The sequence below is a fragment of the Polaromonas sp. P4_F9 genome (genome assembly GCF_056401235.1).
Window position 1 is genome coordinate 103,549 of the sequence record NZ_JBFUJT010000014.1, and the last position, 12,712, is coordinate 116,260.

The following is a 12,712-nucleotide window of genomic DNA, read 5'->3' on the forward strand; positions in this document are numbered from 1 at the left end:
GAGTCCGTGATGGCCAAACTTGCCCGCGCCAACTTGCCTACCCTGAAGAAGACTGCCAGCTACTACGTGCTGCACGTCACCGTCGCCGCCTTGGTGGCCTACGCTGTCACGGGCAATTTTTTGCTGGCCATGACGCTGAGCCTGCTGGAGCCCACGGTTCAGGCCTTTGCCTTTTTCTTCCATGAGAAAGCCTGGGAACGCTGGGGCGGACAGCGCAGGGCGCTGAGCTCCATGCCAGCGATGCCCTTGACGGCAGGAGCTGCGGCATGAGCCGGCCCGTGCTGGTCATTGGCGCCGGGCTGGCCGGCTGGACCACGGTGCGCGAGTTCCGCAAGCTGGACAGCAGCACGCCCGTGGTGATGATCACCGCGGACAGCGGCGACTTCTACGCCAAGCCGTCCTTATCAAACGCCTTCGCGCAGGGCCGGCTGCCGGCGCAGCTCATCAGCACCCCCGCCGCCAAAATGGCCGAATCGCTGAACGTGACGCTGATGCCCCACACGCGGGTGGAGGCGCTCGATGTGGCCGCCAAAACCGTCAGCACGTCTGCCGGAACGGTGGCCTACCGCGATCTGGTGCTGGCCACCGGCGCGCAGCCGATTCGCGTGCCGCTCGAGGGCCGGGCCGCGGACCGCGTGATCAGCGTCAATTCGCTCGAAGACTTCGCGCGTTTTCACGCGGAGCTGCAGCCGGCGGGTGACTCCGCAGGCAACCGCGGCCGGCACGTGCTGGTCATGGGTGCCGGGCTGATTGGCTGCGAGTTTGCCAATGACCTGGCCCAGGCCGGCTACCGCGTCAGCGTGGTCGATCCCGGTACCCGCCCGTTGGCCGCCCTGCTGCCGGAAGCGGCCAGCACGGCCCTGCAGCAGGCGCTGGAAGCCCTGGGCGTCCGCTTTTACTTCGGCACCACGGTGCGCGCGGTGGACCCGGCCGCAGCACAGCCGGCAGGCGCCGACGCCCTGGCGGTTTCGCTGGCCAGCGGGGAAGTCATTGACGCCGGCTGCGTATTGAGCGCGATCGGCCTGAGAGCCGACACGGCCCTGGCCCGGGCGGCGGGCCTGACAGTGGACCGCGCCATTGTGGTCAATACCCGCCTGCAAACCAGCGCTGAGGGCGTATACGCGCTGGGCGACAGCGCCCAGTACGGCAGCGCGGCTTCAAAACTGTCGGTGCATGGCAGCGCGCTGCCTTACGTGATGCCCATCATGGCTGCGGCCAAGGCGCTGGCGGCCAACCTGGCGGGCACGCCGGCAGAAGTTGTCTTCCCGCTGATGCCGGTTTCCGTGAAAACCCCCGCACTGCCGCTGGTGGTGGCGCCGCCGCAGCCCGGCACAGACGGCCAATGGCACATGCCGGAAACAGGCCTGTGGCAATGGGTTGACGAAGCGGGCCTGCAACGCGGCTTTGTGCTGGCGGGCACGCAGACCGCCCAGCGCATGGTGCAGTCCAAGCGGGTTGCGCTGTAGGGCCTGAACGCGCCCTGGACGCGGGAGGCCGTGCCCGGCCGGTTCCTTGGTAAAAAGTCAAAAGCGCAACACCTGATTTGCGTAGATTCACTGACTGGGGTTTTCCCACGCAACGGCCTACAATCGCAGACCTTACAAGAAATTGACGGTCATACCGACCGTTTCTGCTGGAGACCCCTAGATGCCGACACCACCCGCCGCGACGCCCGACAACCGTGACGAAAGACGCGCAGAACTGCGCCGCGCCGCGCTCGAATACCACGAGTTTCCGACCCCCGGCAAGCTGGCCATCGCGGCCACCAAGCAGCTGACCAACCAGCGCGACCTGGCGCTGGCCTATTCGCCCGGCGTGGCGGCGCCCTGCGAGGAAATCGTCAAGGACCCGAACGCGGCCTTCAAATACACCAGCCGCGGCAATCTGGTGGCCGTGGTGACCAACGGCACCGCCGTGCTGGGCCTGGGCGACATCGGCCCGCTGGCGTCCAAGCCGGTCATGGAAGGCAAGGCGGTTTTATTCAAGAAGTTTGCCGGTGTCGATGTGTTCGACATCGAAATCGACGAAAAGGACCCGGCCAAACTGGTCGACATCATCGCCGCGCTGGAGCCGACCTTTGGCGCCATCAACCTGGAAGACATCAAGGCGCCCGACTGCTTTTACGTGGAACGTGAGCTGCGCAAGCGGATGAAGATTCCCGTGTTCCACGACGACCAGCATGGCACGGCCATCACGGTGGGCGCAGCGGTGCTGAATGCGCTCAAGGTCGTGGGCAAGGACCTGAAACAGGTCAAGCTGGTGACTTCGGGCGCGGGTGCGGCGGCGCTGGCCTGCCTCGGGCTGCTGATCAAACTCGGCATTCCACGCGAGAACATCTATGTGACCGACCTGGCCGGCGTGGTCTATGAAGGCCGCACCGAGCTGATGGATGAAGACAAGATCCAGTTTGCGCAAAAAACGTCGGCCCGCACCCTGGGCGAAATCATCGAAGACGCCGACATCTTTTTGGGCCTTTCGGCCGGCGGCGTGCTCAAGAAGGAGATGGTCAAGAAGATGGCGGCCAAGCCCATCATTTTGGCCCTGGCCAATCCCAATCCGGAGATATCGCCAGAAGACGTCAAATCCGTGCGTGATGACGCCATCATGGCAACAGGTCGGACTGATTACCCGAACCAGGTCAACAACGTGCTGTGCTTTCCCTATATTTTCCGGGGAGCCCTGGACGCCGGCGCATCGACCATCACCATCGAGATGGAAATTGCCGCGGTGCACGCGATTGCCGAGCTGGCGCAGGCCGAGCAGAGCGAGGTGGTGGCCGCCGCTTACGTGGGCGAAAAGCTCACCTTCGGCCCGGAATACCTGATTCCCAAGCCCTTCGATCCGCGCCTCATGATGAAGATTGCGCCTGCCGTGGCCAAGGCGGCCGCCGACAGCGGCGTGGCCCTGCGCCCCATCCAGGACCTGGACGCCTACCGCGAGAGGCTGCAAAGCTTTGTCTATGCCTCCGGCACCGTGATGAAACCGATCTTTGCTTCGGCCAAGACGGCGGCCCGCAAGCGCGTGGCCTATGCCGAGGGCGAGGAAGAACGCGTGCTGCGCGCCTGCCAGATCGTGGTAGACGAAAACCTGGCGCGCCCGACCCTGATCGGCCGGCCCGCGATCATTGCCCAGCGCATTGAAAAGTTTGGCCTGCGCCTGAAGGAGGACCTCGACTACGACGTGGTGAATGTCGAGCAGGATCACCGCTACCGCGACTTCTGGCAGACCTACCACCGCATGACGGAGCGCCGCGGCGTGACCGTGCAGATGGCCAAGATCGAAATGCGCCGCCGCCTCACACTGATCGCCGGCATGCTGCTGCACAAGGGCGATGTGGACGGGCTGATTTGCGGCACCTGGGGTACCACCGCCCACCACCTGGACTACCTGGACCAGGTGATTGGCAAGCGTGACGGCGTGTGCACCTACGCCTGCATGAATGGTCTGCTGCTGCCCGGACGTCAGGTGTTTCTGCTCGATACCCATGTGAACTACGACCCGACGGCGGAGCAGCTGGCCGAAATCACCACCATGGCGGCCGAGGAAATGCTGCGCTTTGGCATCAAACCCAAGGCAGCCTTGCTGTCGCACTCCAACTTTGGCTCGTCCAACCAGCCCAGCGCCCTGAAGATGCGCCGCACGCTGGAACTGTTGCGCGACAAAGCGCCCTGGCTGGAAGTCGACGGCGAAATGCATGGCGACATGGCGCTGGACGCCGTTACCCGCGGCGTCATCATGCCCAACTGCACGCTGACAGGTGAAGCCAATTTGCTGGTGCTGCCCAACATCGATGCGGCCAATATTGCCTACAACCTGCTCAAGACCGCCGCCGGTGGCAACATTACCATCGGCCCCGTGTTGCTGGGCGCCAACAAGCCCATGCACATCCTGACTCCGACGGCCACGGTGCGCCGTATTGTCAATATGACAGCCCTTACCGTAGCGGACGCAAACGCAGCCAGATAACGAAAATTTAGATAGCTAGCACCAACTTACTAGCGGCTTATCCCCCGCAGTTGGTGCCTAAATTTTCAGCAGCCACTTGCGTTTTCTGCCCATATGCGGCAAACTACGCCTCTTGAAATTTAAGGGTTAACCCGAAAAAAATTTGGGGGTTAATACCTGAATTCAAGAAAGGCATTTTTCATGTTGCGCAAGACTGGGCGCGGTGAGTGGGGTTTCTGGCGGGCGGCGGTAGCCGCCGGGTTGTGGGTCCTGTCGACGAGCCTGGCAGGGTTAAGCCCCGATGTGGCGCAAGCCAGAAGCCCGGTTGATCCGGGCCCGGTGGCAACGATTCCGGCAACCCAGCTGCCCCCTCAAGGGCGCGACATGATGAGGCTGATTTACCAGGGTGGGCCGTTCAGGTACGACAAGGACGGCACGGTGTTTGGCAACCGGGAACGGATTCTTCCCGCCAACAATCGCGGCTACTACCGTGAGTACACCGTCCGGACACCCGGTGAGCAGAGCCGGGGAGCCCGGCGCATTATTTGTGGCGGCTTGAAACCCACCGCACCTGATGCCTGTTATTACACCGATAACCACTATGCGAGTTTTCGCAAGATTACTCCTTGAAGTCCGATAAATTGGACTGTGGTTGTTAATTCGAGTTTTTGACTTAAGAGAAAGAGAAGCGGAGATGGATACACCACTTCGTCGGGACAACGAAACGCCTTTGCGTGGCGTGCGGCCCAATATCGTGCAGTCCATACGCGCATTCCGCGTACAGGACCTGCAGGATGCGGCCACACAGCTGAATCAGCACTTCCTGTATGCCAACCTGGGCAATGCCCAGAGCAAACAGGACATTCTGGACATGATCGCGGCGCAATACACCTTCCCGGCACATTTCGGCAAGAATTTCGATGCGCTGTACGACTGCATGACGGACCTGGTCCACAAATCAGGCCCGCAACCCGGCTTCATCGTCGTGCTCGAGCAGATTCCGGCCAACGCCAAGTTTGACAAGGAAGCGCGGGAGCAACTGCTCGACATCTTCAGGGATGCCGCGGACTACTGGGCGGATCGAAAGATCCCGTTCAGATGTTTCTATTCTTTTCTGTAGCCCGCTCCCCAGACATTGGCCAAGGGGATCGGGCGAATGAGGCCCAGCAAGCAGTTGCAGACGGTGAAGAACCCATGCCTACCGACAAACTGGTAGACGTGTCACCGCTGGCGCTGCGTATGAGCAGTCCGTTCAACGCGGGCTACTGGCTCGCAGCCGCCTGACACCCCGGTTTCAGGCGAAAAGAAAAAAGGCCGTCATCCGACGGCCTTTTTTCATGGTGCAAGCGCCAGCAGGCGCCCACATGGCCACGGCACAGCCATGGCACGGCTCCTACACGGCCACGGCAGCCACCTGCTGCGCCAGCGCCACATATTCGGCCACCGGCACCTCCTCGGCCCGGCGCTGCACGTCAAAGCTTCCCGGGAAGCCCCGCGCCGTCAGCCACTGGCCCAGGGTATGGCGCAGCAGCTTGCGGCGCTGGCTGAAAGCCACCTGCACGAGCTGGCTCAGCAGTTTGACGTCCAGCGCCGCAGGGTGGGCGTGCGGCACCATGCGCACGACCGCACTGTCCACCCGCGGCGGCGGGTCAAAGCTCTGCGGCGGCACAAACAGCACGTTTTCCATTGCGTAGCGCCACTGCAGCATCACGCTGAGCCGGCCATAGTCGCTCGTGGAGGGCGCCGCCACCATGCGGTCAATCACTTCCTTTTGCAGCATGAAGTGCTGGTCTTCAATCACATCCACGGCGTCCAGCAGGTGGAACAAAATGGGCGTGGAGATGTTGTAGGGCAGGTTGCCGACCACGCGGAGCTTATGAGCCCCCACGCTTGTCACTTGGTGTACTGCGCTGCCCCCCGAGGGGGCCGCTGCGCCTGCGGTCTGGCGAAGCCAGTCCCGCGGCCCCTGCTGGGCTGAAGAGCCTGCAGGCTCCAGCCCCTTGGGGGCTGTTTCGGCTTGGGACAGCCCTGCGCTGCGCACGGGGCCGTGTTGCAAGCGCTCTGCCAGTTGGCGAAAGTCCACCTTCAGCACATCCGACTCCACCACCGTCAGCTGCGGGTGCGCACGCAGTTGCTGCGCCAGATCACGGTCCAGTTCAATCACCGTGAGATGTCCCAGCCGCTCGACCAGCGGCTGCGTCAGCGCCGCAAGACCGGGGCCAATCTCCACCACCGCCTGGCCCGCCCGGGGCGAAATCGCCTGGACGATGCCTTCAATAATGCCCTGGTCCGTCAGGAAATGCTGGCCAAAGCGCTTGCGCGGGATATGTTTCACGATCAGTTCTGCCCGCCAAAGTTGCGGCCGCTCTCCGGCAGGCTCAAGCAATTTTCCGCCGGGCCGCCCAGTGACAAGCGGGGGGGCTCTTCATCCCAGCAGGGGCCGCGGAACCGGCTTTGCCGGGCCGCAGGCGCAGCGGCCCCCTCGGGGGGCAGCGCAGTACACGCAGTGACAAGCGTGGGGGCCACATTCACTGCGGCGATTCGCGGTATTCCACATAGGCACGGCCGCGGACTTCCTGCGCCCACAGGGCATACGCTTCGTCCTGCTTTTTCCCGCGCAGGACGTTGCGCGCCATCTCGCGCTGGTCGCGCGGGGACATCTGCGCCTCGCGCCGCTCCAGCACCTGGATCAGGTGCACACCGAAGCGCGACACCAGCGGTTCGGAAATCTGGTTGGGCGCCAGGCCATCCATGACCTTCTCGAACTCGGGCACAAACATGCCGGGGTTGGCCCAGCCCAGATCACCGCCTTGCTTGGCGGAGCCATCTTCACTGTTTTCGCGCGCCAGGGCGGCAAAATCGGCCTGGCCGGCCAGGATGCGCTTCCTGAACGCGGCCAGCTTCTCCATCGCGGCGGCTTCGCCCTGCTTGGGCGACAGCCGCAGCAGGATGTGGCGGGCATGGGTTTGTGGAATGACAGAGCCGGGCATGCCGGCCCGCCTTTTTTCAATCACTTTCAGGACGTGAAAACCGGCACCGCTGCGGATCGGGCCGGCGAGCCCGCCCACCTTCAGGCTCTTGGTGCTCTCCACAAAAAGCGGCGGGTAGCGGTCTGCCTCGCGCAAGCCCATCAGCCCGCCGGTGCCGCGGGTGGGGGAGTCGGAGAACTCATTGGCCAGGGCCGCAAAGTCAGCCCCCCCGCGCGCCTTATCCATCACCTGCTGGGCCTTGGCCTGCAGGGCTGCCACCTGCGCGGGCGTGGCATTTTCCGGGACGGCCACCAGAATCTGGGCCAGGTTGAGGGCCAGCGAGGACAGCTCGGAAGCACCTTCCTGTTCGCGCAGGAACTGGTCAATGTCCTGCTCGGTCACGGTCACCCGGGACTCGACCTCGCGCTGGCGCAGGCGGCTGACCAGCAGCTCGTCGCGCAAGTCGGACTCGAACTGGCTGTAGGCGATGCCATCGGCCTTCAGGCGACGGCGCAACTCATCCACGCTGATCTGGTTTTGCCGGGCAACCGTCTGCACGGCGGCTTCGAGGGCGTTGTCGTCGACGCGCACGCCGCTCGATCGGGCCAGCTGCAGTTGCGCCTTGTCGCTGATCAACCGCTCCAGCACCTGCGGGAGCAGCTCTCTCCGGGGGGGCAGGGTCGCACCCTGCTGGATGATTTGCTGCTCGGTGCGGGCCAGCTTGGTACGCACCTCGCTGTTGGTGATGGGTTCCGAATTCACGACAGCGACGATGAAGTCAGCCTGCCGCTGGCCCGCAGCGCTTCCGGCTGCAGCGCCCGCGCTGGCGGCGGGGCTGGGGAGCCGCAAGCCGCCGGACGGCCGCAGGCTTTGGGCCTGCACCCCGATCAGGGGAAGGGTGAGCAGGAGCGCCAGCGCGGCAGCCAGGGGCCGGACGGGGAGCCGTCTGGCGAGCCCGGCGAAAAGACGGTGATTAGTCATAGGTGGTAAAACGGCTTGGGGTGTTGATTTTCTCACGCAGGTATTGGTAGCGTGGAACGTTGGACTTGAGAGTTTCCAGAGGGTTCGCGCCAATGCGCGAAAAGCCGACCAGTTCAAGCTGGAACAGGATCCGGGTGTCGGACGTTGCCGTGCCGTTTTGCGTGCGCTGCAGCATCACCCGGCCAATCCAGCAGCAGCCGTCGTACTCCACGCCGACGATCGCATCCACCAGCTTCCGGTCGGGTACGCTGTAATTCAGGCGCCCAACCGCATAGTAACGCCCCCCGCCCTGACCCTGCCCCGCACCCAGGTCGCGCCCCTTGTCGCCCCACAGGTCATTGATGGGCCACTGCCAGCCTACGTCAATCTGTTCGCTGATATTGCGCTGGCGCCGGTACGCGGCACTGATCACACGGTAATTGCTGGGGTTGTAGCGCACCCCGATCGAGCTGCGTTCGGAATTCTGGGTCTTGGGGTTGTACTGAATGGTGCTGTCAAAAGACCATTGCGGCACCCAGTTGACCGACGCACCCACCAGCAGATCGCTGATACGGTCCGTGATCGGCAGGCCGCCCGGCAAGGTCACTTTCTGGTCGGCAAAACGCAGCCGCTGCGCGACGCCCACGCGGACCGCCTCGGCGCCGGTGGCGGGGTCCAGCAAACGGGAGGTCACGCCCAGGGTGAGCAGGTTTGCGTCTGAAATGCGGTCGTTGCCGACAAAGGCGTTCTCGGTGAACACCGTCGCAAAGTTGAAGTCGTTGGCGCCCGAGTCGTAGTTGGGCAACAGGCTCTGGTTGCGGTAGGGCGTGCGCACATAAAAAGCCCGCGGCTCCAGCGTCTGGGTAAAACTGCGGCCCAGGAAGCCGGCCTGGCGCTCGAACTGCAGGCCGCTGTCGAGGCTGAAGGTGGGAACGGTGCGCGAGGCCGACCGCGCGCCATTGGCCAGCGGCGCGTCAAACTGGTAGCTGGTGGCGTGCAACTGCAGCTTGGGGGTGATGAAGCCGGCCGGCATCAGCCAGGGGCGGCTGACCTGGGCCCGGGTGAAGGCGCGGTTGCTGTTGGGCTGCAGGGTGAGCAGCCTGTCGGCAGAAAAGCGGGTGTAGTCGCCCTCGACAGACCAGTCGAAGCCGTTGCCCAGGCCCAGCAGCGGCGCATCCACCCGGGTGTAATTGGCGGTGAACTGGGGCAGGCGGTCGTAAGGCGGAACGATGGGCGCGCTCAGGTCCTGCAGTGTCTGCCACTTGAGGGTGCGCACGGCCGTAGAAAAATAACCGCGGCCCCACGTCACGGTGGCGTCCTGGGGCAGCAGGCGCTGCGTGGTCGATGTCGTGGCGATGGGGAAATCGCGCCAGTAGTCGTTGTCGCTGACCCGGTTCAAATTGAGGTTGACCCCCAGATTGCCGATGGCCGACACGCCGCTGTCGATGGTGCCGCTGTGCAGGTAACCGTAGGACCAGCGGTCGCGGTTGCGCAGCTTGTCGCCGGGCAGGATATTGGCGCGCAGCTCGCCCTTGTAGGTCGGCTCCAGGTAGCGGAACTCGCCGGCCAGGTCCACGCCGCGCTTGGTCATGACGGCGGGCGAAAACGTCGCATCGCGGTTCGGGGCGATGTCGAAATAATAGGGTTGCCGCACTTCAACGCCGTTGACCGAACTCACGTTGAGGGTCGGCGGCAGCAGGCCCGACTTGCGCTTGTCGCTCAGCGGAAAACTGAATTTCGGAAACCCCAGAATGGGCACGTCCTTGAAGCGCAGCACCGCGCCGTTGGCCACGCCGACTTCCTCGTCAAAATCAAATTCAAAGCTTCGGGCGCGCAATTCCCAGGCGGGCTTCCAGCTGGCTTCGTTGTCGCGCTCGCAGGTGGTGTAGCTGGCACGGTGCGCCGTGAGGTGCTTGTCGTCGATGAAATCAACCCGCTCGGCCTGGCCATTGCCGCCATTGCTCAGAAAGCGGTAGCGCGGCTGGGTGAAAAAGCCCTCAAACCGGTCCAGCGTGATTTCCAGCTCGGGGCCTTCAAATCTGTTGCCGGCGCTGTTGATGCGCACATTGCCGCGGCTTTTGACGCGATCTTCGGGCTGGTAATACTCGATCCGGTCGGCGCGTATGCTGGTGGCGCCGCGGCGCAGTTCCGCGTTGCCATCGATCACGGTTTCCAGATTGGGTCGGCCCGAGACCCGGTCGCCGAACACAAAGGTCGGCGCTTCATCACCGGGCCGCTTCGGTACCTCCTCGGCCAGCATGGGAGAGCTTTTGAGCTTGACCGGGGTTTCCTGCTGCGCCGCAACGGGCGCAGAGGCAGGCGGGCGGGCGCCCGACGGGACTTCGGAGCCTTCCGCAGGCGCCGGCACCTGGGCGTGCCCCCACCCGGCGTACGTCCAGCCCAGCGTGGCGCACAGCACCAGACGGGAGACAGCATGAGCCACCGGGGAAAGAATAAAGGGGGAGCGGGATGCGCGGCGCATCGTTTATGTGAGATAAACCCGTTTGTAAAATCAAGGCCGATTATCCATGACCCTCCACTCCACCCCTGGCGCCGCGAAACAGCGCCTGGCCGCCGCCCTGACGAAGGCCCGCCAATCATGATTTCTTCCCCTGTCGTCTGGGCCGATCCGGCGCGTGCCAGCGCCTTTGAGCACTGGCTGGCCGCCATGGCCGGGCAGCACCGCCTGCGGGCTGAGAGCGTGAGACTGGCTTCCGCCGACGCCAGCTTCCGTCGTTATCTGCGGGTAGACCGGGCAGACGGTGCCGGCAGTTTCATCATCATGGATGCGCCACCAGCCCAGGAAGACTGCAAGCCCTTCGTCAAGGTGGCCGGACTGATGCAGGACGCGGGCCTGAATGCGCCGCGCGTCCTGTCCTGGGATGAGCCCCTGGGCTTCATGCTGCTCACGGACCTGGGCACACAGACCATGCTCGACGTGATCGACCCACCCCAGGCCGCCGATGCCCTCGCCAGCCCGACGTCCGCACACCATGAGCTGTACATGGACGCGGTGGATGCGCTGGTGCGCTGGCAGCTCGCCTCCCGGCCGGACGTGCTGCCGCCCTATGACGACGCGCTGCTGTCGCGCGAACTCGCGCTCTTCCCCGACTGGTATGTCGCCCGGCACCGCGGCCTGGCACTGGAGACCGGCCTGCAGGGCAAGCTCGATGGCCTGTTTGCGCAGATCAAGGCCAGCAACCTGCAGTCGCTGGGCGGCGCGCGCGTCTACGTACATCGCGACTTCATGCCCCGAAATTTGATGGCCCCCACGCTTGTCGCTTCGCGTACTGCACTGCCCCCCGAGGGGGCTGTTTCGCCTTGGGGCGGCCCGGCGGCGAAACCTCATGGTGAATCAGGCACGCGCTTGGGCATCCTGGACTTCCAGGATGCGGTGTACGGCCCCATCACCTATGACATTGCCAGCCTGATGCGCGACGCGTTCCTGAGCTGGGACGAGGATTTCGTGATCGACGTCACCGTGCGCTACTGGCAAAAGGCGCGCACGGCCGGCCTGCCGGTCGGTGATGATTTCGGCGAGTTTTACCGCGCCGTGGAGTGGATGGGCCTGCAGCGCCACCTCAAGGTACTCGGCATCTTTGCGCGGCTCACGCTGCGCGACGGCAAGCCCAAATACCTGGCGGACACGCCGCGCTTCATCCGGTATGCGCGCCATACCGCCGCCCGCTACCGGCAGCTCGGGCCGTTGATGGTGCTGCTCGACGAGATTGAAGGCAACGAAACCCGCGTGGGCTACACTTTCTGATGCAAACCCAGGCATCAGCCCTTCCACGCCGTCAGCCTGCTGCTATTGTTTTTACAGCAGCTGCAGCCCTTGCAACCATTGCAGCCGGCCTCGCAGTCAACCATCTCCCGCTACCGTGACCGCCCGTTTCCACGCCGACCTTGCGCTGGTGCCCGGCAGTTCCGTCAGCCTGCCCGATCAGGCCGCCCGCCATGTGCAGGTCCTGCGCCTGCAACCCGGCGATACCATCACGCTGTTCAACGGCCAGGGCAACGGCGAGCCCGGCAGTGAAGGCGAGTTTGACGCCACCATTGAACGCATGGGCCGCAGCGATGTGCAGGTCACCATCGGGGCCTACACCGCGACACGGCGTGAAGCAGACCGCGCCGTCCACCTGGTGCTGGGCATGCCCGCCAATGAACGCATGGACTGGCTGATCGAGAAGGCAACCGAACTGGGCGTGGCCAGCATCCGCCCGCTGATGAGCGAGCGTACCGTGCTGCGCATCAAGGGTGAACGCGCCGGGAAAAAGCTCGCGCACTGGCGCGGCGTGGCCGTGGCGGCCTGCGAACAATGCGGCCGTAACCGCATCCCGGTGATCCACGAGGTCACCGGCCTGGATGAGTGGCTGAGGGACGGCCTGGCGCAAGCGCCTGCCGCCGCTACGGGCACACGGCTGCTGCTGTCACTGCGCGAGGGCACGCAGCCGCTGGCCAGGGCCGTCGCCGGCACGGGCGCGCTGACATTTCTCAGTGGCCCGGAGGGTGGCCTGAACGCCGCCGAAGAGGCCGCAGCCATCGCCTGCGGCTTTGCGCCGGTCACCCTGGGCCCGCGCGTGCTGCGCGCCGAGACGGCGCCGCTGGCCTGCCTGTCGCTGCTGACGCTTTTGCCGCCAGTCCAGACCTGAGAACCTGTTTACGATCTAAACGAGGCCGCGTTGGGGTGCAATCGGGATGAGTGGGGCGCCCGGGTCCGCCGCATGGGCTAATGCCCATGCAAGGGCTCGGGTGGCTCAATCGCCCGATTTCACCCCAACCCGAAGGGCAAGCGCCTTCTCGGGCGGTCTGCGGCGTTGCGGCGCTTGCCCATAGCC

Annotated in this window: 10 protein-coding genes; 7 read left to right on the top strand and 3 right to left on the bottom strand. The window is 64.5% G+C overall.

Going from position 1 to position 12,712, the window contains the following annotated elements:
• Positions 1 to 9: 9 nt before the first annotated feature.
• From AC1DUB_RS14160 to AC1DUB_RS14180, 5 genes are all read left to right on the top strand, one after another.
• On the top strand, positions 10 to 270 hold the full coding sequence (locus AC1DUB_RS14160; RefSeq protein ID WP_477716666.1) for a DUF2061 domain-containing protein: 261 nt from the start codon (positions 10 to 12) through the stop codon (positions 268 to 270).
• Entirely contained in the window at positions 267 to 1,466 is a 1,200-nt protein-coding gene (locus tag AC1DUB_RS14165; protein WP_477730022.1) for an FAD-dependent oxidoreductase, read from the top strand. Before AC1DUB_RS14160 ends, AC1DUB_RS14165 begins: the two co-directional genes overlap by 4 nt.
• Before the next feature lie 181 nt (positions 1,467 to 1,647).
• Positions 1,648 to 3,966, top strand: coding sequence for an NADP-dependent malic enzyme (locus tag AC1DUB_RS14170; RefSeq protein WP_477730023.1), 2,319 nt, complete (start codon positions 1,648 to 1,650; stop codon positions 3,964 to 3,966).
• 180 nt (positions 3,967 to 4,146) lie between these two features.
• Entirely contained in the window at positions 4,147 to 4,575 is a 429-nt protein-coding gene (locus AC1DUB_RS14175; protein ID WP_477730024.1) for a guanyl-specific ribonuclease, read from the top strand.
• A gap of 64 nt (positions 4,576 to 4,639) precedes the next feature.
• Positions 4,640 to 5,065: a barstar family protein gene (locus AC1DUB_RS14180; RefSeq protein WP_305634851.1), complete on the top strand. Its 426-nt coding sequence runs from the start codon at positions 4,640 to 4,642 to the stop codon at positions 5,063 to 5,065.
• 273 nt (positions 5,066 to 5,338) lie between these two features.
• Here AC1DUB_RS14180 and AC1DUB_RS14185 read toward each other — a convergent pair whose 3' ends face one another.
• The 3 genes from AC1DUB_RS14185 to AC1DUB_RS14195 all read right to left on the bottom strand — a co-directional run bounded on the left by AC1DUB_RS14185 (position 5,339) and on the right by AC1DUB_RS14195 (position 10,356).
• A complete protein-coding gene (locus AC1DUB_RS14185) occupies positions 5,339 to 6,280 on the bottom strand; it encodes a ribosomal RNA small subunit methyltransferase A (RefSeq protein WP_477730025.1) in 942 nt (313 codons plus the stop codon).
• Positions 6,281 to 6,473: 193 nt separating this feature from the next.
• Positions 6,474 to 7,895 (bottom strand): peptidylprolyl isomerase, encoded by a 1,422-nt coding sequence (locus AC1DUB_RS14190; protein WP_477730026.1) that lies wholly within the window; start codon positions 7,893 to 7,895, stop codon positions 6,474 to 6,476.
• Complete coding sequence (locus AC1DUB_RS14195; protein WP_477730027.1) at positions 7,888 to 10,356, bottom strand: LPS-assembly protein LptD; 2,469 nt, start codon at positions 10,354 to 10,356, stop codon at positions 7,888 to 7,890. Before AC1DUB_RS14195 ends, AC1DUB_RS14190 begins: the two co-directional genes overlap by 8 nt.
• 117 nt (positions 10,357 to 10,473) lie before the next feature.
• On the opposite strand from AC1DUB_RS14195, the gene AC1DUB_RS14200 reads away from it, so the two are divergent.
• Together AC1DUB_RS14200 and AC1DUB_RS14205 are read left to right on the top strand one after the other, a co-directional pair.
• Positions 10,474 to 11,640 carry an aminoglycoside phosphotransferase family protein gene (locus tag AC1DUB_RS14200; RefSeq protein ID WP_477730028.1) on the top strand — a complete coding sequence of 389 codons (1,167 nt, stop codon included), beginning with the start codon at positions 10,474 to 10,476 and terminating at the stop codon, positions 11,638 to 11,640.
• Positions 11,641 to 11,755: 115 nt separating this feature from the next.
• The gene (locus tag AC1DUB_RS14205) at positions 11,756 to 12,526 is read left to right on the top strand and encodes a 16S rRNA (uracil(1498)-N(3))-methyltransferase (protein WP_477730029.1); all 771 of its coding nucleotides are present in this window, start codon (positions 11,756 to 11,758) and stop codon (positions 12,524 to 12,526) included.
• Positions 12,527 to 12,712 lie beyond the last annotated feature (186 nt).